General features: G+C 69.6%; 21 protein-coding genes and 1 tRNA gene. 15 read left to right on the top strand and 7 right to left on the bottom strand.

Annotated features, from left to right (window positions below; all coding sequences use genetic code 11):
* Positions 1-143 precede the first annotated feature (143 nt).
* The 9 genes from WMF34_RS31525 (at position 144) to WMF34_RS31565 (ending at position 10,042) form a co-directional block, all read left to right on the top strand.
* On the top strand, positions 144-677 hold the full coding sequence (locus WMF34_RS31525; protein ID WP_437990121.1) for a hypothetical protein: 534 nt from the start codon (positions 144-146) through the stop codon (positions 675-677).
* Positions 678-680: 3 nt separating this feature from the next.
* Entirely contained in the window at positions 681-896 is a 216-nt protein-coding gene (locus WMF34_RS31530; protein ID WP_437990122.1) for a hypothetical protein, read from the top strand.
* 1,422 nt (positions 897-2,318) lie between these two features.
* Positions 2,319-3,959, top strand: coding sequence for an ATP-binding protein (locus WMF34_RS31535; protein WP_437990123.1), 1,641 nt, complete (start codon positions 2,319-2,321; stop codon positions 3,957-3,959).
* A 165-nt stretch (positions 3,960-4,124) separates the two neighbouring features.
* Positions 4,125-5,855 (top strand): ATP-dependent nuclease, encoded by a 1,731-nt coding sequence (locus WMF34_RS31540; protein WP_437990124.1) that lies wholly within the window; start codon positions 4,125-4,127, stop codon positions 5,853-5,855.
* Between the two features lie 337 nt (positions 5,856-6,192).
* Positions 6,193-6,405 (top strand): IS66 family insertion sequence element accessory protein TnpA, encoded by a 213-nt coding sequence (gene tnpA / locus WMF34_RS31545; protein WP_437990125.1) that lies wholly within the window; start codon positions 6,193-6,195, stop codon positions 6,403-6,405.
* 209 nt (positions 6,406-6,614) lie between these two features.
* On the top strand, positions 6,615-6,953 hold the full coding sequence (gene tnpA / locus WMF34_RS31550) for an IS66 family insertion sequence element accessory protein TnpA (RefSeq protein WP_012234916.1): 339 nt from the start codon (positions 6,615-6,617) through the stop codon (positions 6,951-6,953).
* Entirely contained in the window at positions 6,947-7,369 is a 423-nt protein-coding gene (gene tnpB, locus WMF34_RS31555) for an IS66 family insertion sequence element accessory protein TnpB (RefSeq protein ID WP_012234915.1), read from the top strand. Before tnpA (WMF34_RS31550) ends, tnpB begins: the two co-directional genes overlap by 7 nt.
* Positions 7,366-9,030, top strand: coding sequence for an IS66 family transposase (tnpC, locus tag WMF34_RS31560; protein WP_012234914.1), 1,665 nt, complete (start codon positions 7,366-7,368; stop codon positions 9,028-9,030). Before tnpB ends, tnpC begins: the two co-directional genes overlap by 4 nt.
* Positions 9,031-9,355: 325 nt before the next feature.
* Entirely contained in the window at positions 9,356-10,042 is a 687-nt protein-coding gene (locus WMF34_RS31565; RefSeq protein ID WP_437990126.1) for a hypothetical protein, read from the top strand.
* A 673-nt stretch (positions 10,043-10,715) separates the two neighbouring features.
* Here WMF34_RS31565 and WMF34_RS31570 read toward each other — a convergent pair.
* The 4 genes from WMF34_RS31570 to WMF34_RS31585 form a co-directional block, all read right to left on the bottom strand.
* Entirely contained in the window at positions 10,716-11,420 is a 705-nt protein-coding gene (locus WMF34_RS31570) for a DUF4230 domain-containing protein (RefSeq protein WP_437990127.1), read from the bottom strand.
* A 208-nt stretch (positions 11,421-11,628) separates the two neighbouring features.
* Positions 11,629-12,945, bottom strand: a complete 1,317-nt coding sequence (locus tag WMF34_RS31575) for a hypothetical protein (RefSeq protein WP_437990128.1) — start codon at positions 12,943-12,945, stop codon at positions 11,629-11,631.
* A 122-nt stretch (positions 12,946-13,067) separates the two neighbouring features.
* On the bottom strand, positions 13,068-15,389 hold the full coding sequence (locus WMF34_RS31580; protein ID WP_437990129.1) for a transglycosylase SLT domain-containing protein: 2,322 nt from the start codon (positions 15,387-15,389) through the stop codon (positions 13,068-13,070).
* Positions 15,390-15,510: 121 nt separating this feature from the next.
* Entirely contained in the window at positions 15,511-16,515 is a 1,005-nt protein-coding gene (locus tag WMF34_RS31585) for a hypothetical protein (RefSeq protein ID WP_437990130.1), read from the bottom strand.
* A gap of 110 nt (positions 16,516-16,625) precedes the next feature.
* On the opposite strand from WMF34_RS31585, the gene WMF34_RS31590 reads away from it, so the two are divergent.
* Positions 16,626-17,714 carry a hypothetical protein gene (locus WMF34_RS31590; RefSeq protein WP_157907030.1) on the top strand — a complete coding sequence of 363 codons (1,089 nt, stop codon included), beginning with the start codon at positions 16,626-16,628 and terminating at the stop codon, positions 17,712-17,714.
* A gap of 78 nt (positions 17,715-17,792) precedes the next feature.
* Here WMF34_RS31590 and WMF34_RS31595 read toward each other — a convergent pair whose 3' ends face one another.
* Complete coding sequence (locus tag WMF34_RS31595; RefSeq protein WP_437990131.1) at positions 17,793-19,241, bottom strand: MXAN_5187 C-terminal domain-containing protein; 1,449 nt, start codon at positions 19,239-19,241, stop codon at positions 17,793-17,795.
* Between the two features lie 81 nt (positions 19,242-19,322).
* On the opposite strand from WMF34_RS31595, the gene WMF34_RS31600 reads away from it, so the two are divergent.
* The 3 genes from WMF34_RS31600 (at position 19,323) to WMF34_RS31610 (ending at position 21,125) form a co-directional block, all read left to right on the top strand.
* A complete protein-coding gene (locus tag WMF34_RS31600; RefSeq protein ID WP_437990132.1) occupies positions 19,323-20,423 on the top strand; it encodes a histone deacetylase family protein in 1,101 nt (366 codons plus the stop codon).
* Between the two features lie 192 nt (positions 20,424-20,615).
* Positions 20,616-20,691 (top strand) — tRNA-His (locus WMF34_RS31605).
* 185 nt (positions 20,692-20,876) lie between these two features.
* Positions 20,877-21,125: a hypothetical protein gene (locus WMF34_RS31610; RefSeq protein WP_437990133.1), complete on the top strand. Its 249-nt coding sequence runs from the start codon at positions 20,877-20,879 to the stop codon at positions 21,123-21,125.
* A gap of 408 nt (positions 21,126-21,533) precedes the next feature.
* On the opposite strand, the gene WMF34_RS31615 is transcribed toward WMF34_RS31610, so the two are convergent.
* Positions 21,534-22,124 carry a Uma2 family endonuclease gene (locus WMF34_RS31615; RefSeq protein WP_437990134.1) on the bottom strand — a complete coding sequence of 197 codons (591 nt, stop codon included), beginning with the start codon at positions 22,122-22,124 and terminating at the stop codon, positions 21,534-21,536.
* A 369-nt stretch (positions 22,125-22,493) separates the two neighbouring features.
* Here WMF34_RS31615 and WMF34_RS31620 point away from each other — a divergent pair, with 369 nt between their 5' ends.
* Positions 22,494-23,762: a hypothetical protein gene (locus WMF34_RS31620; protein WP_437990135.1), complete on the top strand. Its 1,269-nt coding sequence runs from the start codon at positions 22,494-22,496 to the stop codon at positions 23,760-23,762.
* Positions 23,763-23,844: 82 nt separating this feature from the next.
* On the opposite strand, the gene WMF34_RS31625 is transcribed toward WMF34_RS31620, so the two are convergent.
* Positions 23,845-24,126: a hypothetical protein gene (locus WMF34_RS31625; protein WP_012238784.1), complete on the bottom strand. Its 282-nt coding sequence runs from the start codon at positions 24,124-24,126 to the stop codon at positions 23,845-23,847.
* Between the two features lie 254 nt (positions 24,127-24,380).
* Between WMF34_RS31625 and WMF34_RS31630 the strand changes: the two genes are divergently transcribed.
* Positions 24,381-24,884, top strand: coding sequence for a response regulator (locus tag WMF34_RS31630; RefSeq protein WP_437990136.1), 504 nt, complete (start codon positions 24,381-24,383; stop codon positions 24,882-24,884).
* Positions 24,885-24,933 lie beyond the last annotated feature (49 nt).

The following is a 24,933-nucleotide window of genomic DNA, read 5'->3' on the forward strand; positions in this document are numbered from 1 at the left end:
CGAGGCGCGCCAGCGGGCGGCGCTCGAGCGGCGCGGCTGGCCGGTAGACGGCCCCGGCTGCCGCCCGTCGATGTGACGCGCGCTGGCATGCCCCTCGCTGCGCAATTCCGCGAGCGACGGATCGCGTCTCGTGGAGGTGGCACATGCACACCAGGATCGGCCGGACCATGGCGGTGCTCGTCGGAGCGTCGGCCTGCGGCACAGCGGACGAGGAGGCCGAGGCACCGGCGGACCCCGACGGTAACGTCGAGGTGCCGCCGCGGAGCTTCTACGTGGAGCTGAGTCAGGACACGACCGCGGAGAGCGCGCTCCCGCAGATCATCCAAGCCGGTCGGCACGAGTTCGCGGCGGCCTGCGCCGATCGCCCGGACGCGTCGCTCCGCATCTTCAACCCGTTCGACCCCGGCGACTTCGCTGACGTGCCCTGCGCCTCGATGGTCTGCGACGGCGAGAGCGGCGGCGCGCCGACCCAGGAGGAGAGCGGCGAGCCGATCGGAGCGGCTCAGCAACCGTGGAGCCCCATCGGCTTGGGGTGCAGCATCTTCATGTTCGGGGCCGGCATGGTCGCAACTTCCGCGGTGTGCCCCAGAGCAAGGGATCCGCGGGATGCGCAGCGCTGCTCCAACTACTCAGGTGCGGCGCTCGGCACCCTGGGAGTCCTCTGCAGCTTCATCTGAGCCATGAGCAAAGAGCTGAGGACCATCGGCATCCTGGCCTCCGGCGCGGCGATTGTCGCCGCGGCGTGGCTCGACGCGCCTGTTCCTGAGGGGACCTTCCCGCCCCTCGGCTGGCTCCGCGCCGGCCTACCCGTCTACCTGTACGTCTTCGGCCAGTGCTGGCTGGCCGAAGGTCGTGCCCGCGAGCGGCGCGCACGCGGGCTCAGGGACGAGAAGTAGGTGCGCAGGCATCGGATCCCTCCGGGGCACGACCCGTCGAGCTCGCGCCCGACGTGCTCGCCGTCGAGGAGGTCGTCGAGGCCGAACTGGACGTGGACGCCGTAGCGCTCGCCTCGGCCCCTCCGGCCCCGCCCACTCCACGCGCTCGCTTCCGACGCAACCGGCGACGCCCCCAGCCGATCCTCTGCCGAGGACCGCGGACGAGCTCCGCGATCTCATCCCCGAGGGCGAGGGCGCGGCTCAGGGCGCTGTCGAGCGATGGGGCGACGGCGGCCCGCGGCGATGGGCTGGTCGGCGCGACTCGTCGAGGCGCAGGGCTTCAGGGTGGGGCCGCTTGAGCCTAACTTCGAGGACGTGCGATCCGCCATCCGGCATCACACCCGTCGGAATGCCGGCGAACGTGATGAACGCAACGGTTCAAACGCTGCGCTTCTTTCGCCATGGAAACCAGCGACCATCTCCCTGACACTGTCGCTGCTCCCACGACGCGCTCGGCCGAGCAGGTCCAGGGCCGCAACGCCATCGCGTTCGCGGATGCGCCTCGACCCTGCTCCGGGCTGCTACTGTCCTCCCATACCGTCCACGCGTCGCCTTGCCGCTGAGATCGTCCGCATGGTGCCACCGCGCGACCGCGCGCTGCTGCTTCGGTTCGGCCTCGACCTGAACAATCCAACGGACGCGGAGCTCTTCGTTGAGGGCGTCCGAGCCGCCGAGGACGCCATCGCGGCGCAGCAGCGCTGGGAGCGAGCAGCGGCCAGCCCGTCGAGCCGCACGCGATCACCTTTAACGCGCGCTGCACGTCGTCGCGCGTCGCGCTGACGTTGCGGCCAAGCTCCCGGAGCGCCGCGTTCCGCTCTGCGCGCTGGTCGCGCTTGGCGCACAGAGTACTACTTCCTGTACCTGGTGGTGGACGTCTACAGCCGCAAGCACGTCGGCTGGTCGGTCGAGACCGAGGAGTCGATGCTGGCTGCCGGTCGCCCCCACCGGGCGTCAGGCTTCGGGAACTCGCGCAACCGATCCGTCGCCCCAGACCGCTCTCGTTGCCACGCTCTCCGAGACGCTCACCCGTGCTGTCGCACCCGGGGACGAGGCGGCGGCCCCCGGGTCGTCTATAAGGCGATCGGCCAGCTGCTCGGATTACCCCGCGGCACCGGGGGCGGCGAGCAAGCCAGGGCCGACCTACACGCCGCGTCGGATTCTGTCAGCAACAAAACCGGCAGGATTCGGGAGCCGACGCCCTCGCCATCGTTGCCGGCATGGGTGTACCGAGGAGACCATCGCACGCGCGAGCATATCGCTTCGCTAGTGCAAAGGCGCACGCCCATTGACGCAACGCGCAACAATTCAGTTCGAGTCGCTACTATGACGCTCTTGACATTCTCAAGCTAGTTCGGATTTCCTCTTCATCTGGAGACGAATCTCATGGACATTCGCAACACTGGGCACCTCATCGGCAAGGTCGCATCCGTAGACGGCTCAGCCATAGTCGTCGAGGCCGAGCGGCTGTCACTCGAACTAAGCGACGACGTCGAAGTACATGTAACAATTGGATCTTTCATCAATTGCGGCGGCACACACGGTGACGTACTGTGCGCAGTGATCCGGGTATATGAGGAACAGGTCGAACGCCCTAACCGTGAGATTCAAGGACAGCGACAAATCATCACCGTACGAAAGATCGATCTCATCGTAGTTGGCACGGTATCTGACTCACGAGGATTCGAGCGGGGAGTTGATCAGCTTCCGCCCGTTGGAACGAGCGCATTTTTCGTTACTGGTAGCGCCTTCGAGGAGATTCTGGAGCGCTCGCTAGACCATACAGCCCGATTGCGGCTGTTTCCGGTAGGAGAACGTGTCGGGACTGGTTCCGGCAGTGCTCGATTTGATCTCGATCGATTCTTCGGCCGTCATGCCGCCATTCTGGGCACCACTGGTTCCGGTAAGAGCTACACGGTCGCAGCACTGGGGCAAGCGGTCCTCCGATCCTATTCGCGCCCACGACTTATACTCTTTGATATACACAACGAATATCCTCCTGCGTTCCAAGGTGAGTTCTCAGCGCGATCTCAGTGCATCCCCTGGAGCAGCTTCAAGCTCCCGTTCTGGATGCTCACTTTCGACGAGTTCGTAGATATCTTCGGCGGCGGCAACCTCGGCTCGACTCAAAAAGCCGTACTCACAGACGCCCTACAAGCTGCGCGACGGCAAAGCCCACACAATGTGCTCGGCAAGGACGACTCTCGCATCTCTGCCGATTCCCCTATTCCATTCTCCTGGGACGACCTACACTCAAACCTGAAAAGTACGATAAATTCAAAGAAACCATCGGAACAAGGTAGCCTCCCAGCGATGCTTGAAAAGATGGATGTTCGGCGACAGGATCCACGCTTCGAATTCTTTTTCCGTTCGGCCGAGAATACGGACGCTGCCGGTGCCTTCTTCGCGAAACTATTCGGCTTGGTCGATGGCGACACCCACATTACCGTCCTCGACCTCTCCGGGCTCCCAGCAGAGGTCAGGTCAACCGCTATCGGCGTACTCGGTCGTCTGATTTTTGACTATCGATATTGGGACCCTGACCCTAACAACCTTCCAATAGCTCTCGTTCTCGAAGAGGCGCACACATATATACCGGCCGAGTCGGACAGCCGTTACCGTGTAAGCCTCGAATCGATCGAGCGCATTGCCAAAGAAGGACGGAAATACGGCCTGAGCCTCGTGGTTGTCTCACAGCGCCCCTCCAGCGTATCACCAAGTATTCTTTCACAATGCGGAACATTTGTTGCTCTTCGACTCACCTCGGACACCGACCAAGACAAGGTGCTTCGTCTGCTACCAGACACGTTGGGCAGTCAGAAGGGCGTACTTGCTTCACTGCGTGATGGGGAGGCCATCGTCTCCGGCGACGGCGTCACGCTGCCGGGGAGAATCCGCTTCAAATTTGCCGACCCCAAGCCGGGGAGCGCCGACATCCGCTTTCATCAGGCCTGGGCTGCCGGTCCACCTAACGACTATTCTCCCGTTGAGATCGCACGCCGATGGCTTCGGCAGGAGCGCCACTAGATGATTCTACATCGCATTCGCCTTGGTGGCTGGCGCTCATACGATCCGACGTCTCAAGTCGATCTCACAGACCTGAATCAAGTCAATGTTATAATTGGCCCAAACAACGTCGGAAAATCAAATCTTACGCGTTTCCTGGTCCGATTGAGAGAATCTTTGGCCGGCATGGCAAACATGGATCCATGGCGCAAGGGAGAGGACTGGAAGAAAACATTAGGCATCGACATTTCGATCGACGAAGCAGATCTTTGGCTCCGCGAATCAGGTAAGATAAGTGCAACTTTAGAGCTCTCCGTGGAATCATGTGATATTCCTGAAGACGTAGCAAACCTCGTATGTCCTGATGGGAAGCTGCGAGCTGAATGTACGATTGAGAGGTCTGCTTCCGAAGGCCGTAGCGGATCGAAAGGCAAATATCTGCTGCAGGTCATCCCAGTTACCCCGAACGGCACCCCTGTCGTGCGGAACGAGAACGGGAGCCCCAGCGTCCTATTAGCAAATAGTACGTACACCGGATTGGTTCAGAACGACCATCTTCAGCGGGGAGTGGGACTGGCGATCTGCCGCCTCCTTGCTCGTTCCATCCTTGAAATTCGAGCGCTTCGACACCACCAGCGCGAGGGTCAGACGGATAGTCCTCTTTCCACGGACGGCGGAAAACTGTTAGACGAGTTGCGCGCGCTGCATGACGACAACAATCAAGCGAGTCGCTGGAGCGCCGTTGAATACGATCTTGAGCGCTGGTTCAGCGTTCTACTCGACGAGCGGATTGAGCTTGATTTGACGTCCAATGCTCTTCGCCTGAAGCTGCAACGGGGTCAAGATGTTGGTCGCGGGCGCGCGAGCCGATCCAAGCTTTTATGCAACCTGGATGACCTTGGCTCAGGCGTCGCAGAACTCATGATGATGCTTGCATTCATGCGACTTCACGAGGGCCAGGCACACCTGGTCCTCATCGAGGAACCGGAGGCTCATCTGCACCCTGCTGCAGTACTCGAATTTGTGCGAATTGTCCAAGAAGAGATGCCTCATCATCAGCTTCTCATCTGTTCACATTCTACGGCCCTTGTAGACGGCACCAAACACGACTGGAAACTCTATCGCGCGCGCCGACTCCAAAGCGGTGGAACCGTCATTGACCAACTTCCCACCGATGCCAGACGTCTCGTTGTTCTCGAGGATCTCGGCATCAGACCGTCGCAACTTTTTTTGGCCAATTGCACGATCTGGGTAGAAGGACCGTCGGATGCTCATTACATTCAGGCGCTGCTTCAGCATGTAACAAAAGCACTAATCCCCGGACGCGACTATGCATTTGTCTTCTACGGCGGCGCATCGGCGGCACACATCGACCTCGATCAGAATGACGACGACAAGGTCGTAAGCGTACTCAAGATCAGCCCACGATCGGCCATCATACTTGACCGCGATTGCAGGGCCGACGAAGAGATCCGCAAATTGGCAGTTCGCCTACAACAATGCGCGAAGAAGCTCCCCCCCGAGCAGGTGCACATATTGAACACACCGGGACTCGAGATCGAAAGCATGATCAGAGGCGACGTTTTTTTGGAAATCCTGAGGGAGGAAGCACCGCAAAGATTCAACAGCCCTGTCCGCCGACTTGTGTACAACTCGTTTGAATTGACACAAAACGACGAGTTCGATCGCCTTATGGTCGAAAACGCACGATACGATGACGGCTCGGAGCTGAGCGATGAGGATCGCAGAAATCTGCGCAAACGATTAAACGACCTAAAGACGACACTTAGCAGTCTCATTGCGAGACGAGCATCAATGGGCGCAAGCGTATTTCGTGAGGAGTCGATTCGTTGGGGAGAGAATCTCGCAAATTGGATACAGAGGCAACGGACGACTGACGGGTCAAGACGGACATAGGTGGATGTCTAGCCTCCCAGCGCCGCCGGTGAGTCGCAGCGCACGCCTGTGGGCGTGCGTACGGAGCAGTTCGTCCACCGTCGATGTAGGCAAGGTGGTAAAATGCTGACGCTGCGCGGTCGTGTCCGGCAGCATGCGGACAAGGACATCGATCAGCGAGTCGCTGCTCGTCATCAGCAATCTATCTTCGTAACCGGCTCGGCGATATGGCATCCGCGCAGGCCTGCCTAGCAAAGAGACGCTCGGGCGATGCCGTCGTAACGTAAGCGCCCGACCAACGCCATCGTGGTCGTCGGCGCGGCACCCGTTATCGATCTCCATCGCGAAGGAGAAAGCGATGGCGACGAAGGTGGAGTGGGCCGAGCGGGTGCAGCGATGGGAGCAGAGCGGGCTGAGTGCCGAGAAGTTCGCGCGGCGCGAGGGGTACAAGCCCAAGCAGCTGTACTGGTGGCGCTGGAAGACGGCGCTCGGAGTAGCGCGCGACTATTTCGCCCAGGCGTCGGTCAGCAACTCGTCCAGCCGGTCCAGCACGACTGCAACTTACCGGTGACGTCCGTCGCCCAGACGAGCAGGCTGATACCATCATCCTACAGGAGCCGCAGAGCATGTAGCCGATGGCGAGGCGTTCGGGCGACCCTCTACGTCCGTTCAACCTCGACCATTCCCTTGAAGGGCACCTCGAGCGTAAGCGCCCGACCAACGCCATCGTGATCGTCGGCGTGGCGCCGGTTACCTATCCCCATCGCGAAGGAGGAAGCGATGGCGACGAAGGCGGAGTGGGCCGAGCGGGTGGAGCGATGGGAGCGCAGCGGGCTGAGCGCCGAGAGGTTCGCGCGGCGTGAAGGATACAAGCCGAAGCAGCTCTACTGGTGGCGCTGGAAGCTGCGAGCTGACCGGCCCTCACAGCCCTCGCCGTCGTCGTTGACCGAAGCACCGCGCTTTCTGCCGGTCCACGTGGTGGCGGACGCATCGATCGTCGCGCCGGAGCCGATCGAGATCGCGCTGCCCAACGGGCGGGTGGTGCGGGTCCGGCCGGGCTTCGACCCGGCCACGCTCGAGCGGGTCCTGGCGCTCGCGGCCGAGGAGACGCCATGCTGACGCTGCCGCCGTCGGTGCGCGTGTACATCGCAGCCGAGCCCACGGACCTGCGCAAGAGCTTTGATGGGCTGTCGGCCTTGGTCTCTCAGCGCTTCGGAGCTGACCCGCTCTGCGGGCATCTGTTCGTGTTCAGGAATCGGCGTGGTGACCAGGTGCGCGTCTTGTTCTGGGACCGCACCGGCTACATGATCGTGGCGAAAAAATTGGCCCGCGGGCGCTTCCACCTCGCCCGCGACCTGCCCAAGGGGGCCACCCACGTCGAGGTCGAGGCGGCCGAGCTGTCGCTGATGCTCGAAGGGTTCGACCTGTCCGAGGCCGTGCGGCGCAAGCGCTGGAGACCCAGCGTGAGAAAAATTGCTCCGTCGAAGCAAAGCTTGATGGATGCGCGTGGGATAGCTATCTCGCGCGCCACGTGACCAGTCCTCTTCAGTCCCAGGCACAACTGCCCGCCGATCTGGCGGACGTGCGGAGCAAGCTCGAGCAGCTGGCGGCCGCCGGGCAGCTTCCGGAGCTCATCGACCTGGTGCTCGGACTGCTGGTCCAGCTGCGCGACAAGAACACCGCGCTCTCGGCGAGGCTCGCAAGCGCGCTGCGCGAGCTGTACGGCCGCAAGAGCCAGCAGGTCTCTACCGAGCAGCTGATGCTGATGTTCGCCGAGCTCGGGGCGGAAGCTCCGCCGGGGGCGGCGGGCTCGGAGCTCGGCGCGGACGCTGCGCCGCAGCCGGAGCAGGGGCTGGTGCCGCAACCCCCTGAGCCGCCGAAGCCGCCGCGAGGACGGGGCGGGCGCGCGCCGCTTCCCGAACACCTTCCGCGTGAGACGCGCGTGGTGCCCGTCCCCGAGGCCGAGCGGACGTGCCCGCAGTGCGGCGCGGACAAGAAGTGCATTGGCCATCGTACGAGCGAAGTGCTCGAGTTCGTGCCGGCGCAGTTCAAGATCATCGAGGAGCAGCGGGAGAAGCTCGCCTGCCCGCGCTGCCCGGAGCAGGGTGTAACGACGGCGGACAGCGAGAAGGTGATGGACCGAGGGCGTCCGGGACCGGGGCTGCTCGCCAGCATCCTTGTCGAGAAGTTCGAGGACTCGATGCCGCTGTACCGGCAGTCGCAGCAATACGCTCGCTTCGGCGTGTCGCTGTCTCCGTCGACTCTGGGCGACTGGTCGGCCTTCGCGCTCGACGTGCTCGCTCCGGTGGCTGAGAGGATCGCGGAGCGGGTGCTGGACTCGTTCTACTTGCGCGCCGACGACACGGGGATGCGGGTGCTGGATCGAGATCATCCGGCGGGGGTGAAGCGAGGTCATATCTGGGCCTTCGTCGGGGCGGGTCTCGTGGCGTTCCTGTACGCACCGGACTGGAAGGCGAAGCATCCAGCCGCGCTGCTGCAGGGCTTCACCGGCTACTTGCAGGGCGATGGGTACGCGGGCTATGGCGCGATGCTCCGCGGAGGCGACGACGGCGAGATGATCGTGCCCGAGGAGCGTCGGCTCGGCTGCGGGATGCACATCCGCGCCAAGTTCGAGAAGGCGGCCAAGGGTGGCGACGCGCGAGCGGCGGTAGCGCTCTCGTACTTCAAAGCCATCTACCGAATCGAGTCGACCTGCAAAGAGGAGGCGCTGTCCACGGAGGCGCGGCTGGCGCGCCGGCAGGAGCGGTCGCTCCCCGTTGTGGACGAGCTGTATCAGTGGATTCACGAGCTGCACCTTCGGCTCGTACCAGGTACGCCGCTCTGCATCGCTACCCAGTACGCCATCAATCAGGCGGCTGCGTGGCGGCGCTGCTTCACGGATGGACGCTTCGAGATAGACAACGGCGAAGTCGAGCGGCAGCTAAGACGTGTAGCCCTCGGAAGAAAAAACTATTTATTCGCGGGCTCCGATAAGGGCGCTCAGCGCCTGGCCATCGGCTATACGATCTTCGGCTCGTGTCGGATGCACGGAGTCAACCCGCTCGCCTGGGCGACAGACGTCATCGGCAGGTTGCAGGCGGGCTGGCAGCGCGACCGCCTGGACGAGTTGCTGCCCGACGCATGGGCGAGATCGTCGCGCGCTGCTCCGAGCGCCGGCGATACCGACGCGACCTGAACAACGCGAGCCTCGGCCGGCGACGCAGGCGGATGCCGCTTCGCCGGGCCTTCTTTCAGGACCGTCTGTGCCCGCGCCGAGTCGTGGGCCGACGCCGCCCCGCGCCCAGCATCGTCGACCCCGGCGAGAGCCGCAAGGGGCTGTGCCCATGGCGTTGGCCGGGCGCTTACCCTCGAGCTGACGTAGTGGTGCAAGGGCGACCCTCATGCCCGAGTACCTCACCCGCCTAAAGGCACCAACCGAGACGAGCATCCGTCGTTTTCAAGCGAGCGACCTCGCCGAGGCGTACCGAATCGCGAGATCGCTAGCGCGCGCGGCGGGCGCCGTGCCCACCGCGACGAACGTCGTCGAGAAGTTCCGCCTCAGAGCCGGCGAGCGCATCGTCGAGCAGCCCGGCACGCCGATCGCAACGATGAGCCACGCGGAAGAAGGTCGCGCCACATTCGAACCGCTCGATATCGCAGCGCGGCGGGAGATCTGCCTGCTCGCGCTTCGCGGCCTACGCCTTGCCGAGACGCCACACCTCCGGAGGCTCGGTCACTTCCTGCTCGACCGTACGCTCTGGTTCTGGACGGCGGACGCGCTGGTGAAGGGCGAGTACGTCCGCGACGCAGTAAAGCGCGACGTAGCGGCGCTCCCGCACACGGCCGCCGCGGCGCGCGTGTTGAGCCCGAGCGAGCTCCGTCACGAGCACGCCGTCCCGCGGAAGATCGTGCGGGAACACCTGACGTCGCTCCATGTGCGATGGAGCGACGTCGACGAGGACACGGCCCTCGCGGAAATCGCCGAGGTGCTCGATCGGTGTCCGCCGGTGCTTGTCACGATCGAGGAGGACCGGCAGCTCGGTGGCCAGCTCCGCGCTGGCATGGGCAAGGGCGGCTCATTCGAGGATACGCCGTTCGCGCGCTACGTGCGCGCCGGCCTCGTGGCGAGCGCGGGCGAGCTCCGCTTCCCTCCGAACGGGTTGTGGACACCGGAGGGTCGATATCGTTCGTCGGCGAAGCACCAATGAGCGCCTCGAGTGCGCGCTGTCAGGCCGCCATGATCTCCGACGCCGCCCTGATTCTGATGAGGACCTGGTCACGACGCCGCTTCTCCTGGTGTACTGCGTGCCAATAGCTGAGAGACTACTGCGGCAGCGGTGCGCCGGGCATCATCGTCCCCTCCGCTCACGTTCGCGAGCGAGGTCGAGTACGTCGGCTGCGTCCTCGCTTTGGGGGGCTGGCCCTCCGAGCAGGCGCCCGATCGCCTCGTGCGCGACCCGCGCCGTCTCTACATCACCGGCCACAATAGCCGCCCGGAGTCCCTCCCCGAGATGCACAAGCAGCGTCGTCCTCACCGACGCCGCCCTCGCCCCCTCCCCCTCCCCGCAGCGCTCTCCCCCCGCCCCGTTCCCCTCGATCGAATCGCCACGCGCCCCCTCCGAATCGTCACACCCCCGCTCCAACCGTGTCGATCCGTCGCCACCCCCCTCCAAATTCCCCAACAATTTCGCCGCTTCGCCCCCGTTCCCCCGCCCCAGAGCGCCTTTTGAATCCACCGCGTCTGCCATTCCGCCGCGGGGCCCATCCTCAGCCAAGCCTGCGCCACGGACCAAGCCCGCGACACGCGCTCAACCACCACCACGACAAGCGCAAACGGCTCTCCCGCGGCGTGATGGTGCGCGCCGTGCCGCCCGCCCCGCGTCAGCCGCCCCCGCCGCCGACCTCGCGCCAGCGGATCTCCACCCGCTTCGCGCCGAGCTGCGTCGCGAGCGCCGTGATCTGCCGCTCGGCCTGCGCCTTCGCGCGCGTCATCACGTTCCCCTCGAGGGCGGCCTTCTCGATCGCCGCCGTCGCCTCCTTCCGGGCCCGCCCCTCCAGCTGCTCGTTGCGCCGCGCGAGCAGGCTGGTCGACCGCGTGTAGACGTACGTCTCGTCCTCGTCGAGGCGGGTCGAGAAGACCTCGGGCGCCGGCAGCGTGAGCCGCGCGACCCCGGTCTCCGGATCCATCGCGATGTCGCCCTCGCCGATCCGCGCGAGATCGACGCCGATCGTGACGTGGCCGACCGCGACGAGCAGGAGGGCGTCGGTGGCCTGCACCAGACCGAACAGGCGGTTCTGCCGGTCGGCCAGATCCACGACCTTCTCGACGTGCACCTCCGTGGTCTCGAGCCGCGACAGGTCGCGGATCGCGATGAGGAGCGCAGGAGACGGCCGCGCGACCACGACGCTCGAGGGCGCGGGCGCGGGACCGCCGAGGCGCGGCGCCACCACGAGCGCGCCGAACCCGACCGACGCGAAGAGCGCCACGACGAGCAGCGCGATCCGCGCGGCGCGGCCCGCCTGCGCGCGAGGGCGCGGCGCGTGAACAGCAACCGAGGCGTAGGGGTCCTGGATCGGGCCTTCCATCGGGGGGGGTCTACCTTGGAGGACCACGGGCGCGCAGCAGGCGCCCGCGGCGGCTCGGCTGGACACCGACCCGAGGAGCCGCGCGTCCTCCACAGAGAGTACCCAGAACTGGAAGGCCCGAGGGCGAGAAGAATCGACCAGCCCAGCCCAGCCCGCTTACTCCACCCGCCCGCACAGCGCGCCGGCGGCTATGCCGCCGCAACCCGCCTCACGCCGCTCGCGCCGCAGACCGCGGCGGCGCCGCCGCTTGCTCCGCCCCCGAGGACGAGAGCGCCTGCTCGAGCATCCAGTCGTCGACGTCGCCCTCGGCCGCATGCTCCAGGGCGAGCCGCACGTCTCGGTTCGCGCAGCCCTCGGCCGCGATCCGCAGCCGCTCCTCGGTCTGGCCGTCGCGCGAGCCCGCGAGCGCCAGCGCGGCCCCGATGCGGAGCTCGGCCGGCGCCCCGCCGTCCTCGAGCACCGTGAACGCCTGCTCCCGCGTGAGCTTCGCCGTCCGGTAGTCGGCGCCGGCCTCACCCACGAGGCGGCGCAGCGCCGCCCGCCAGGCGGGCGCGGGCAGGCCGCGGCGCCCGAGGAGCGCCACCACGCGCCCCGCGTCGTGCGCGCCTCGCCCGCTCCGCTCCCGCAGCAGCGCGAGCAGGTGCTCGCGGCGCCGCTCCGCGAGCACCATGCTGAGCCCCGTCTCGCTGGGATCGCGCAGCAGCTGCGGCGGCACGAGGGTGAGCGAGAGCTCCTCGCCCCCGGCGAGCGCGAGCTCGACCCCGAGCGCCGTCTCCTCGACCCGCTCGATGCTGCCGAAGGAGATGAAGCGCTCGCCGGCGTCGTCCCGGAGCGAGAGCCCGTCGCTGCCCGCCACGAGCACGCGGCGCGCAGAGCCCTCCCTGAGCAGCGCCGCCAGCACCCACGCCGAGGCGCCCGTGACGACGCCGAGCGAGAGCGCCACGTCGAAATCGAGCACCGACCAGCAGAGCAGCGACATGAGCGCCGCGACCCCGACGAACAGGCGGCGCCGCGGCAGCGACGGCGCGTCGTCGTAGAGCCGCGCGCTCCACGTGCCCCGCGCCCGCCCGGCGGCGATCACGCCGAGCAGCCGCTCCGCGTCGCCCGGATCGTCGACGCGCACCCGGATGACATCGCCGTCGTCGGTCTTCAAGGCCACCTCGCCGCCGGAGCTCGAGAGCCGCGCGCGCGTGAGCGACAGGAGCGGGAACGCGCGCCGATCGCCAGGGCGCTCGATCCACAGCGCGTTGCTCACCCGGACGACCGCCGCGCCGGACGAGCCCACCGCCGCCCAGAGCCACGCGATCGGCGTGTAGAGCAGGCACGCCAGGCAGAGCAGCGCGAGCAACGACCCGAGCAGCGCGAAAGGCACCATGACGGCCGCCACGAGCGGGCCCGCGAGCGGCTCCACGAGCGACGCGACGGAGAAGACGACGAGGAGCCACGCCAGCGCCGTCGAGAGCAGCCGGCCGATGGATCGAGCGTCGGCGTAGGGCTGGATGAGGACCCCACACCGCTTGAACACGCCGTCACTTCCAGCGGTCCCTGCCACCCCACCACGGTGAAGGCACCCGCCTGCGAGTTCAAGCGCACAGCGCAATTTCAACGCAGGAGGAACCCCTGCGCTGCCGTCCCCGGCGATCGCGCTCAGTACGCGTCCGCCGGCGCGCGCGCGTCCGCGGGGAGCGTGAGCGGGAGCATCTCCACGGCCGCGTCCCCGCCGGCCAGCCACTGATACCGCGCCAGGTTCGAGAGGACGCGGCCCACATAGGTGCGCGTCTCGTCGTACGGGATCCGCGCCACCCACACGTCGGTGTCCCGGTCGATGCCCCCACCGAGCCAGTGCGACACGGCCTTCGGACCGGCGTTGTACGCCGCCGTCGCGAGCGGCAGGCTGCCCTCGAACGTCCGGAGCAGCTTGCCGATGTAGAAGCCGCCGAGGCGCAGGTTGAGCGGCGCGCTCTTGAGCTGCCCGAGGTCGAAGCCGAGCGAGAGCTCGCTCGCGGCCTTCTGGGCCGTCGACGGCATGAGCTGCATCAGCCCGACCGCGCTCGCGGGGCTCACCACGACAGGATCGAACGCGCTCTCCTGGCGCATCAGCGCGTGAACGAGGCCCCTCGGCAGCCCGTGCTGCGCCTCGAGCGCGCGCACCTCGCCGGCGTACGGCTCCGGATACACGCACTCCCACGTCCAGCGATCGGCCTGCGAGGGCGCGCGCTGGAGCGCCGCGGCGGAGACCGCCTGCGTGCCCACGCGGTAGCGGCGCTTCGCGGGCGAGAGCATGCCGTACATCCGGCAGAGCGCCTCGCTCTCCTGCCCCGCATAGGCCGCGGTCGCCTCGCGCTCGTTCTCGGCGAGGTAGCTCTCCGCGTCGCCGTCGAGCCCCATCGACGCGAGCAGCGCCGCGGCCGGCGGCAGCTTCACCTCCACCGCCCGGGCGTCCCCGAGAGACGCCGGGGTGAGCAGCGGCGGCATGGGCGCGCCCACCGCCGCGAGGCGCGAGCGCGAGAGCAGCGCGCCCCACGAGAGCGGCTGCTCCCGCATCACCTGCGTCCAGAGCCGCACCGCGCCGTCACGATCGCCGCCGCGCAGCGCCGCGAGCCCGGCGAGCTCGCGCAGCCGCGCCGCGTCGGCCGGCCTCGCGTCGCGCGCGAGCTGCTCCAGCGGCCGCCGCGCGCGCGCGGCGCCGCCCGTCGAGAGCGTCGCGAGCGCCCGCTCGTAGGCCGCGTCGCCGCGCCGATCGCTCCGCGGGTAGGCGTCGAGGAACCGGCCGTACTGCGTGACGGCCTCCGCGTAGCGCCCGACCTGCATGAGGAGCCGCGCGGCGAGCAAGCTCGAGAGCTCCCCCCAGCGGGTCTTCCGGAACCTGCGGGCGACGGCGAGGTGCCGCTCGATCGCCTCCGCCTCGCGCCGGAGCCGCGAGAGCGAGCGCGCCGCGAGGTGCAGCTGCTCGGCCTGGCGCGCCGACGGCGAGGCGGCGACCTTGAGGAACGCCGCGGCCGCGGCCTCGTAGTCGCGCGCCTGGTAGAGCGCCGTGGCCCTGCGGTGGTGGAGCTCCGACGCCGGCACGCCCGACATCTTGTCGAGCTCGGCGATCGCCTCCGCCGCGCTGCCCCCGGCGACCATGGCGTCGACCTTCTGGAGCCGCTCCTCCTTCGAGAGCTGCCCCGGCAAAGCGGCGAGGAGCGCCGCGGCCTCGCGCCCGTCGGGCGACGACGGCGCGCTCTTCACGATCCACCGGAGGTCGGCCTGCGCGAGCGCCGCCGCGGCGGCCTTCTCCCCCGGGCGCTCGGCGGCGTCGCGCACGCCGAGCTGGACGCGCGCCCGCGCCATCCGCGCCGCGGCCTCGTCGCGCGACCTGCGCGCGCGCTGCGCCGCGGCCACGGCCCGATCGGCGAGCGCGCGAGCCTGCTTGAGATCGCCGCCCTTCATGGTGGCGAGCGCGGCGCGCGCGAGGCCGGTCGCGCTGCCCGAGCGCTCGAAATACGCCGCCGCCTCGAGGAACGGCCCCGCCACGAACGCCGCCTCCGCCCGGTAGCGCGCCACCTCGCGCGAAAGGAGCGGCAGCCCCTGCTCCAGGCCATGCAGCAGCTCCACCGCCTTGCCGTGATCCCCGAGCTCGAACGCGACGCGCGCCCGCGCGTACTTCATCGAGGGCAGCGCGCGCTGCTCCATGGGCAGGGCGTCGATCCGCTCCGCCGCCTCGGCCCAGCGCTCGAGCCGCACCGACTCGACCCAGGCGCCGTCCACCATGGGCGGCGCGAGGGCGAGACCCGCGGGCGGCGCGACGGCGAGACCCGCGAGCGGCGCCGCGGCCGGCGCGGCGCGCGCGGTGCTCTGCGACGGGGGCGGCCCGGCCGCGTGGTGCTCCGCGCACGCGGCGAGCGAGAGGCCGAGAACCGACGCGACGGCCAGCCGGCGGCGCGCTCCCCTTGAAGACGGCTTCGGTGGCGACGGAGCCCGTTTCATAGCCGACCCGGCGCGTTGGACGACCCGCCGGCAGCGCGCCGTGAGGACGGAGCGCCGCGGAACGACGGCCTCCGCGCGCAGGCCGCTCGAACCGCAGCGCACGCGCTGCCGACCCCTTTAGCTAGCAAGCCTGGGCCCGAGGTCGCAAACAAAGTGTCGGGCCCGACGCGATCCACCGCTTCCCGATCTCCACGTCCTCCTCGAACAGGAAGGCCGCGACCTCGTCGAGCGACCCAGCGCGGTTCGGCGGCGCACCCAGACGGAGCGCGGCGGCCTTGCCGAACGCGGCGACCACCGGGTGCGGCGAGCTCGCGAGCCGCAGGAGCTCGGGTACGAGCTCCACCGCCCCGAACGCGCCCGCGAGGATCGCCGCCAGCGGCCGCGGATCGGCGGGGCAGTCGTAGCTCCACGACAGCGCCGAGCGCAGCGCCGCGATCGTCTCCGGCGCCGCCGCGCGCGCCGCCGCCGTGCGGTAGCCGCCCCCCGGCAGCGCGAGCTGCGCGTCGCCGCGGCTCGTCGCGCAGATGCCGTCCGCCGCTTGCAGCAGCGCCACGGCGATCGGCTCGGTCACGCCGTCGCCGAGCACCGTCAGCCCCTCGACGTCGGCGGCGACGGGCCGCGACGCCTCCTGCGCATACCCCTCGAGGTTGGCGAGGAGCCGCTCCAGGTCCACCGCGCCCGCGGCGCGGCCCGCCAGCACCTCGCGCTCGGTGTGCACCGTCACGACGCTCGACACGACGGCCGGCGTCCCGCCGCGCATCGTGTGCGACACGTCCACGTTCACCTGCTTGACGGCGGGCCACCGCAGCACCCGCGGCTCCGTGTCCGGGTCGACGACGATCCCCCAGGGCACGATGGCCATCGTCACCTCGCGGGCGCCGCGCTGGATCGGGGGGCGGTGCTCGGCGCGGACCAGCGCGAGCAAGCCGAGCGCGCTCCCCATCGCGATGAGCCCCAGCGAGAGCGCGTGGCTCCCGGCGCTCCAGACGGCCGCGGAGGCGCCCGCGAGCCCCGCGGTCCCGGCCGCGGCGAGCGCGCCGGTCGAGCCGGGCTCCGGGTGGAGCCACACGTAGCGGAAATCCGGCGGAGGCAGCTTGCGCAGCACGGTGACGACCCCGGACGACAAATCTAGGCTGCCGCGCCATCACGCGCCACCACGCGCCACCGGGTGCGCCGGCGCCCACCACGCCGATGGCGGCGTTCCACGCGCGCTGCGCGGTGGTAGCTTCGCGGGCGGTGCTGCTCTCCCGCGTCCGCCTCGTCCATCTCGGCCCGTTCGAGGACCTCTCGCTCTCGCTCGAGGACGCCGCCGGCGCGCCGCGCCGGCTCGTGGTCCTCTTCGGCGGCGACGGCGTGGGCAAGACCTCGATCCTGTCGGCGATCGCGTCGACCCGGCCCGGGTACGCGGTCGCGCAGCCGAGGCCGCGCGGAGACGACGGCTCGCAGCCGCTCGTCGTCGCCGACTGGATGCTCGGCACGGACGACCCGGCGCGCGCGCACCCGCTGCGGGTCACGAGCCCGAACGCGCGCCTCGACGAGCCCGAGGACGCGGCGATCTTGCGGCGGCGGGAGCAGTCGCTGTTCGAGCGGCGCGCGGCCGAGGGGGGCTTCGTCCTGGTCGCGCTCTCGGGGGCGCGCTGGTTCTCCCGCAGCGCGATCGTGCTGACGACGCCCGAGCGCAGCATCCTCCGCTACGACGTGCGCGCGGCCGCGAGCTTCGACGACGCGACGCGCACCGACCTCACCCGCGAGACGAAGCAGGTGCTCTCGTTCGTCCCGATCGCGGCGGCGCTCGCGCGCGACGGCCGAAAGAGCCGGCCGGAGGTGCTCTCCGACGTGCAGCCGGACGGCCAGGCAGAGCGCCTCGGCGCGCTCGATCGCGCGCTCAAGGAGGTGCTCGAGGCGCTGCTCGACGGCCACGGCGTGACGTACGCCGGCGTCGACCCGCTCCGGCTCGAGCCGGTCTTCGAGCGCGCGGACGGCCAGCGCGTCGACTTCGACGATCTCGGGCGGAGCGCGCGGCACACCGTCGCGTTCGGCGCGCTCGCGCTCCGCGCGCTCGCGTCCGCGCACCCGAGCGGCGATCCGCGCCTCGCCGAGGGCGTCGTGCTGATCGACGACATCGAGGCGCAGCAGCCGGTGCACCGCCAGCGATCGCTCGCCGCGCGCCTGCGCGCAGCGCTGCCCAACGTGCAGTGGATCGTCACGACCTCATCGCCGGCGATCGCGCTGGGCTGCGAGCTCTCCGACGTGATCGCGCTCCGCCGCGAGCCCTCGTCGGGGCGCGTCGAGCTGCACGAGGGCCCGGACGCCGTGCTGCACTGAAACACGCGGCGCGGCGCGCTGCCGAGCGGCGGGCGGCGCCGCGCCCCCCTCCGCTCCCCGGCTCCCGCGCCGCGCGCGTCAGGCGAGCGGCACGGCGAGGAGCACGACCTCCTTGCCGCGGACCTCGATCTTGTAGCGCATGGGCTTTCCGTGCTTCCGCCCGAGCTCCTGCTCGCTCGCCTTGAGGCGGGCGACGAACGCGTCGCGGGTGATGTGGTCCACCGGATCGCCGAGCGACTTCTTCGCGGCGATGTACTCGGCGAAGATGCGCGCGTAGTAGGCGTCCTCCGGCTCCTCGAGCAGCGCCTTGGCGTCGGCCGGGATCTCCCCCGCGGACAGCGCGGCCATCCGCTCGTCGACCTCGAGGGCGTCCCGGAAGGACGCCGACGTCGGCGCGCGCGACGGGCGCCCCTCGGCGTCGGTCTCGTCCTCCTGCACGCCGAGCAGCTGGTTCAGGAGCGAGTTCAGGCGGAACACGAGGCCGCCGAGCTCGGCGTGCTCGATCTGGAACCGGAGGTCGGTCCGGCCGTTCATGATCGCGAGCAGGCCGTCCTCGATCTCGGAGACCGGCTGCGAGATGTACGCGTCCAGGAAATACGCGGCGATCACGACGAGCACGAGCCCGAGCGCGGTGACGCCGAGGAGCGGCCAGAGCAGCGCGCTCGCGAGCCCCGGCGTCCGGAGCTGCGCGATGCTGAGCAGCACCGCGCGCCGCCCGTCGCCGTAGCCGTCGAGCGCGTGCCCGACGGCGCTGTACTCGCCGGACAGCCCGCCGATGTCGACCGTCTGCCCGGAGCGCAGCGCCTTCAGCGCGCCGTCCTTCGCCGGCGACGCCGTGAGCGCCGCGACCAGCTGCGGGGACGCGTCGCGCGATTTCGCCACCACGTCGAGCCCGTCGCCCGACTGCGTCGCGACGACGAGGACGCGCCCGCTCGTGCGCTCGCTCGCGTTGGTCAGCCGCTCGTCGTTCAGCGCGGTGCCCACCGCGACGGCGCCGACGATCTGCCCGGCGTCGTTGCGGATGGGCGCGTAGGACGCGAGCAGCTGCTCGTTGCGCGCCCGGCTGACCCACACGTCCGAGCCGGTCACCCCCTGCTCGATGGCGAGCTTCAGCGACGGGTAGACGGCGCCGAGGTTGTCTCCGCGCATGAGCGCGGAGGCGTTCCGCCCGAGCACCACGCCCTTGGTGTCCACCAGGACCACGAGGGAGGGCGGGGTCCTGGCCAGCTCGGGCGAGGCGGCGACCGCCTCCCGGATGACGTTGGCGGCGCTGGTGGCCGCCTCGGCGCGGGCCGGGGCGGTGCCGGCGTTGAACGGCTCGCGCAGCTTCGGGTCGCTCGCGTAGGAGTCGAGCCACCGCTCCAGCACGAGGCCGTCCACCTGGAGCTGCGCCATGGCGGCCGCGAGCGCGCGCGGCGCCTCGCCGGGGCGCCCGATCTCCGCGAGGGAGGCGCGCGTGAGGGCGTAAAAAAGCCCTCCGACCATGAGGACAATCACGGCGAAGACTGCGATGATCTTTCCGCGCATCCTGCGTCTCCACTCCTTCTTTCCGGGGCTCAGGGCAAGCTACCATCCGCTGCGGCGCTGCTACAACTCTCCACCCAGCTCATGGTGCACTTGAATCAGCCGCACTCCGAAGCCCCGCGCCTCTACGTCGTCGACGACGCGCTGTTCGAGCAACATCGCTCGCGAGGCGCGCACCCTGAGCGCCCGGAGCGGCTCGAAGCCGCCCGCCGCGCCATCGAGCGCTGCGCCGCGGCCGGCCTCGCGCTCGAGCACGTGGCGTCGCGCGACGCCACCGACGAAGAGCTCGCCCGGGTGCACGCCCCGCGGTACCTGGAGTCGCTCGGCCGGCTCAGCGGCCACTACGCGGCGCTCGATCCCGACACGTACGTGGTCCCGCGCTCGGTCGAGGCGGCGCGGCGCGGCGCGGGCGCCGCGGTGGCGCTGGTCGACGCGGTGCTCGCCGGCCCCGGCCGGCTCGGGGTCGCGCTGCTCCGCCCGCCCGGCCACCACGCCACGCGCGACGCCGGCATGGGCTTCTGTCTCCTGAACAACGTCGCCGTGGCGGCGCGGGCGGCGCTGAGCAGCGGGCTCTCGCGGGTCGCGGTGGTCGACTTCGACGTGCACCACGGCAACGGCACGCAGGACATCTTCTGGGACGATCCGCGGGTGCTGTTCTGCTCGCTGCACCAGTGGCCGTTCTATCCCGGCACCGGCGCCGCCGACGAGCTCGGCGGCGGCGACGGCGCCGGTTACACGGTGAACGTGCCGCTGTCCGACGGCGCGACGGACGCGGTCTACGAGGCCGCGTTCGACGAGCTCCTCCTTCCGGTGCTCGACGAGTATGCGCCCGAGCTGATCCTGGTCTCGGCGGGGTTCGACGCGCACGAGCGCGATCCGATGGCGGCGATGAAGCTGTCGCGCGCCGCGTACGCGGCGATGGGCCGCCGGCTCGCGGCGATGGCGACCGCGAAGGCGAGGGGGCGGCTCGCCATCTTCCTGGAGGGCGGCTACGACCTGACCGCGCTCGAGAGCTCGCTCACGGCGGCGCTGCTCGCGGCGTCCGGCTGCGAGGCAGCAGACGACCCGGCTGGAGGGTCGGTGCCGCCGGCGCCGCCCGCGCAGCGCGCGCCGATCTCGACCCGCCACCGCGCGGACCTGGACCGGGCGCGCCGGGCCGCGCTGCGCCGCTGGACGACGCTCTGAGCGAGGCGACCGGCGGCGCGCTCTGGGAACGCGCGCCGGGAAACCGCGGCCGAGGGCGTGAACGGGGCCGGGACGGGGCCGCCGGACGCCGGACCAGAAGGAAGAGCGACACGCGGTGCGTTTCCGTGATTGCACTCTGCGCGGAGCTGAGTATTCTGCCAGGCCTTCGCAGCCCACGGGCCGCGAAGAACGGTGGGTATAGCTCAGTTGGTAGAGCACTGGATTGTGGCTCCAGTTGTCGCGGGTTCGAATCCCGTTACTCACCCCAGGTAGAACAGCCCGAAATCGTTGGCGAAAGCGGCGACCCGAGGGCTGAACAGGTGGACGAAGCCGGGGGGACTTGGGTCCAGCGGTCGGTCCAACCCCGTTCCTCGTGAACCGGCGCCCGCCACCCAGGCCTCGCCGCGATCTCCGGTCGACGTCGAGGGCGCGCAGGGTGGCGCCGCGCCAGCGGTGCCCATCGTCCGCGCGGGCAGTCCCCCGCCCCTCCCCGGGCCGGGAGCTCCGGGGGCGAGCTCGCCGCGAGCGGTCCTGCTGGCGCAGCTGACCGAGATGGTCCGGGCCGCGCTCGCCGTCGACGACCTCGAGGCCGCGCGCGTCGCGAACGAGGCGCTCGGCAAGCTCCTGGCGACGCCCGAGCAGACTTCCAGGGATGCGTCCGACGTCGTTCGCCTTTCGACCGAGCGCGCGCGGCGGGGATGATGAGCGCCCGGGGTAGCGCGCAGCTCGCCACGCTCGCGGGGCTGCTCGCCGCGGCGTAGGCTCAGAAGGAACCGGCCGGCGAGGGCGGCAACCCTCCCGGCCGACGACGCGAACGAGCGAGGTTCACGTGGTCAGCAGGACACGGCTGAACGTCGAGGCGGGCAAGCGGCTCCAGACGCGCAGGGATGAGGCGCCAATCTGGGGCGACGACTTCAATCCTGATGATGCGTTTCGAGTCTTCAGTAGCAGGACAAGGCCTCCGAGAGAGGACCGCGAGCCGGAACCGCTGCCCATCAAAGAGCTCGGTGCGAAGCTCGCGAAGCTCCCACATGCAGCCGGATCGCCACGAGCGTGCCCAACGTCCTCGTCCACTCGGGCGACAGCATCGTGCTGATCGGTGACGGCCGCCTACCTCGCCCAGAGGACCGAGCGATCGAGCTCGATGGCCTCGAAGGGCTCGACGCGAACCCGTGCGGCATCGCGGTGGACCACCGCGGGCCCCCAGCCCCGGCCCGGGAGGAGGGAGAAGACCTCTAGCGTCCGCTTGATGGGGTCGACGAGCCATGCGTGCCGCACGCCCTCGCGCGCGTAGATCGGCATCTTCTCGTCGCGGTCGACCTCCTCCGTCGAAGGGCTCAGCACCTCGCAGATCCAGTCCGGGGCGAGCGCGAAGTAGGCCGTCTCGGGCAGCTCGGGCATGCGCTCGATCCGCCAGCCGGCAAGGTCGGGCACGAGCGCGTCGATCTCACCAGGCGCGTGCGGGTCGGGGAAATGCAGCTCCGGCTCGTCCAGGATCCACCAGCCACCGGGGCCGCCCTTCCCTGCATCGAACGGCCCGCCGAGCTCAATTCCGAGGCGAGACGATGCCCGTGCATGAGGCGGCGCCGGCCTGGGGAATACGTGCAAGGTGCCCCCGATGAGCTCCGCCACCTTGTTCGGCGGCACGGCCTCGAGGTCGGCGTATGTCGCGCGGCGCTGCTTCTCGGCGGGCTGGCCCATGGGCGAAGCCTGCCCGGAGATGCGCGGCGAGGCAAGGCGGTGAGGAGCAGGGACGAGCGCGCCCGCACACCAAGCCATGGACGAGCTCGCGCGGCGTCGCGAATCGCTCGCTTCGATAAGCGATCTTCGCGCGCCTCGGAGCTATCGATTCATGGATATCCATCCACGGCAGTGAGCCGTTACCCATTCTCCCGGAGACAGCAAGTCTCATTTCTGTAACCGACTCGCCACACTCCCCGCGTAGCGTCCGCGCGCATGAAGACCACTCTCCCCGGGAGACGCGCGTCGACGGCGCGCCTCATCTCCGCTGCTTTCATCGTGATCAGCGCACCTCAGCTCGCGGCGTGCGCCGTGGATTCGAGCGATGCCGTGGATCCTACCGAGTTGCCGGCCCCCGGCGCCGTCGACGTCGTCCGCCCGCTCACGCTCTCGGAGCGCGCTCGTGTACCCGAGAAGGAGCCGGGGTTCGTCGCCGCGGCGCTCGGGGACCACGAGCTCGTCATCACCCATGACGGCAGCATGACGCCCTTCGCCGCGGGCGACGTGCTCGGCGGCACGCAGGGAGGCGGCTACCTCGCCCGCGTCGTGAGCGTACGCACGATCGACGCGACGCGGGTGGCGCTCGCGACGACGCCCGCTCCTCTGACGGAGTTCATCACCGAGGGCCATTTCCACGTCCACTACGACGCGCGCGAGTACGCGCGCGCCATCGACGATCACGTCGCGCGCACCCGCGACCTCGGCGTGGAGGACGGCGAGCAGATCGCGAGCGCCGCGGAGGCCCTGAAGATCTCGTCCGGCGCCTCCATGAAGCTCCTCGATCTCTCCTCGGCCTCGCTCCCGGCGTCGTGCGGGATCACCGCGCACGGGACGGCGGTGCTCGACGTCACGGCCGAGCTCTCGCCGGCGCTCGACCTCGAGGTCCACGTCGGCCCGAGGGGCAAGCTCAACCCGGTGCCGGAGCTGAAGCAACTCCGCCTCGTCGCGTCGGGCCAGCTCGACGTGAGCGCCAGGCTCCAGGGCACCGGCACGGTCACGGGGAGCTGCTCGGTCGATCTCCTGGAGCTCGCCGGGGGCGTCCCGAGCCTGCCGCTGCCGGCGCTGACCTTCTGGGTGGGCCCCGTCCCCATCGTCGTCACGACGGACGTCGTGCCGAGAGCGGAGGCGGATCTGGGGCTGTCCTTCACGGCCGCCGAGGTGGAGGCCGTCGCGCAGGCGACCGCCGAGATCGAGGCCGGGGTCGACTACAGGAACGGCGCGTGGAGCACGATCTGGGAGCCCTCCGGCTCGGCCTCGGGCTCGGCCTTCATCGGCGCGCCCGGACCGATCACGGCGTCCGGCAAGGTGAGCGCCGGGGCGGAGCTCCGGGCGCGCCTGTACGGCATCGTCGGCCCGAACGTCGGAGTCCAGGCGTACGCGCGCGTCACGGCGGAGACCGCGCCGCCCTACTGCTCGTACGACGCGCGGGTCGACGGCGGCGTGCGGGCCTACGCCGAGGCGGTGGCAGGCGTGTCGGTCGGCCCGCTGGATCTGACGCTCAAGCGCCTCGAGCTCGTCGATCTCGAGCTCCTGCGCTTCGACGGACCGCGCGCCTCGGGCCCGCTCCGCGACGCGCCCGAGTGCGACGCGGAGCCCTGATCGCGCCGCGCCTCATCGCGCCCTCTGTCCGGGAGGCGAGGCGCCCTCGCCTCCCGCGCGCGGGGAGGCGGGGGCGCCGCGCTCAAGGGTCCGCGCACGCGACGTAATCACAGGACGCCTCGCTCACGCACTCCTCGGTTCGCTCCACGAGGTCATTCCCCTCGAGGCCGAGGCACGCGGTCTCGCAGCTGGTCTTGCTCGGCGGCGGAGCGTCGTTCTCCTCCGCGCAGAGGATGCGGTGCTTGCAGAGCTCACTGCACGCGTTCAGGATCTCTTCGTCTTTGCACCCCGCGGCCCCCGCGGCAAAGAGGCCGAGGACGGCGGCGATGACGAGCGGGATCGATCGGAGTTCTGCGTTCTTCATGGGCAGCTCACCTCGGTTGTGGAACGGCGACTCTCCCCGGCGAGCGACCCAGCATAGACGAATCCCTGGCCGCCGCCCACCGCGCGGCGGCAGCGGGAACGGGGATGACGAGATGACGCGAAGACCTCGGCCCCGCGCCGACGTCATCTCGTCATCTCCGTTCCCGCTGCCGCACCCCCGCGCTGGCTCGATGCGCCGGGCGTGGTACATTGCGTCATCGCGCGCCCTGACGCGCCCTCCACGATCGACGACGAATGCCCTCCAAGGAATCCGACACCCTGCTCGAAGCCGAGCCAGCCGAGCGGTCAGATCGCGAGACCCCCGAGTCCACGCGGCTCCCCCTCGTGCTCCTGGTCGACGGGGACAGGAGCATCTGGCAGCCGCTCGGCGCCCTCCTCTCGAAGCGATATCGCCTCGTCGTATGCTCCTCGGCCGTGGACGGGGTCGCCGCCTTCACCGAGGACACGTGCGCGGTGATCGTCGATGTCCGGATGTCAGGGCTGGAGGGATTCTGGGTCTGCGACCAGATCCGCAAGGTGCAGCCGGAAGTGCCCGTGATCTTCTATTCGGCTCATCACGACGAGAAGGACTCGTTCGAGGTCATCAACGCGCACCGGCCCTTCGCCTATGTCGACAAGCACGGCGCGGAGCAAAAGCTCCTCGACGCCCTCGAGAAGGCGACGCGGATATTTCAAAGCACCCTCCGCAGCAGGCGGATCATCGAGCGGCTGCAGCGCCGCCGGCTGGAGGCGGTCTGACGCCTCCGCAGGGCGAGCCGCGCCCGCGCGGCGACCGGCGAGATCTGTG

The organism is Sorangium sp. So ce145 (assembly GCF_051525985.1).
Classification (GTDB): Bacteria; Myxococcota_A; Polyangia; order Polyangiales; family Polyangiaceae; genus Sorangium; species Sorangium cellulosum_B.

Excerpts from the sequence above, each read along its gene's own strand:
- WMF34_RS31525 (WP_437990121.1), top strand. The coding sequence starts at position 144 with ATGCACACCAGGATCGGCCGGACCATGGCGGTGCTCGTCGGAGCGTCG.
- WMF34_RS31530 (WP_437990122.1), top strand. The coding sequence starts at position 681 with ATGAGCAAAGAGCTGAGGACCATCGGCATCCTGGCCTCCGGCGCGGCG.
- WMF34_RS31535 (WP_437990123.1), top strand. The coding sequence starts at position 2,319 with ATGGACATTCGCAACACTGGGCACCTCATCGGCAAGGTCGCATCCGTA.
- WMF34_RS31540 (WP_437990124.1), top strand. The coding sequence starts at position 4,125 with ATGGCAAACATGGATCCATGGCGCAAGGGAGAGGACTGGAAGAAAACA.
- tnpA (WP_437990125.1), top strand. The coding sequence starts at position 6,193 with ATGGCGACGAAGGTGGAGTGGGCCGAGCGGGTGCAGCGATGGGAGCAG.
- tnpA (WP_012234916.1), top strand. The coding sequence starts at position 6,615 with ATGGCGACGAAGGCGGAGTGGGCCGAGCGGGTGGAGCGATGGGAGCGC.
- tnpB (WP_012234915.1), top strand. The coding sequence starts at position 6,947 with ATGCTGACGCTGCCGCCGTCGGTGCGCGTGTACATCGCAGCCGAGCCC.
- WMF34_RS31570 (WP_437990127.1), bottom strand. The coding sequence starts at position 11,420 with ATGGAAGGCCCGATCCAGGACCCCTACGCCTCGGTTGCTGTTCACGCG.
- WMF34_RS31580 (WP_437990129.1), bottom strand. The coding sequence starts at position 15,389 with ATGAAACGGGCTCCGTCGCCACCGAAGCCGTCTTCAAGGGGAGCGCGC.
- WMF34_RS31595 (WP_437990131.1), bottom strand. The coding sequence starts at position 19,241 with ATGCGCGGAAAGATCATCGCAGTCTTCGCCGTGATTGTCCTCATGGTC.
- WMF34_RS31600 (WP_437990132.1), top strand. The coding sequence starts at position 19,323 with ATGGTGCACTTGAATCAGCCGCACTCCGAAGCCCCGCGCCTCTACGTC.
- WMF34_RS31615 (WP_437990134.1), bottom strand. The coding sequence starts at position 22,124 with ATGGGCCAGCCCGCCGAGAAGCAGCGCCGCGCGACATACGCCGACCTC.
- WMF34_RS31625 (WP_012238784.1), bottom strand. The coding sequence starts at position 24,126 with ATGAAGAACGCAGAACTCCGATCGATCCCGCTCGTCATCGCCGCCGTC.
- WMF34_RS31630 (WP_437990136.1), top strand. The coding sequence starts at position 24,381 with ATGCCCTCCAAGGAATCCGACACCCTGCTCGAAGCCGAGCCAGCCGAG.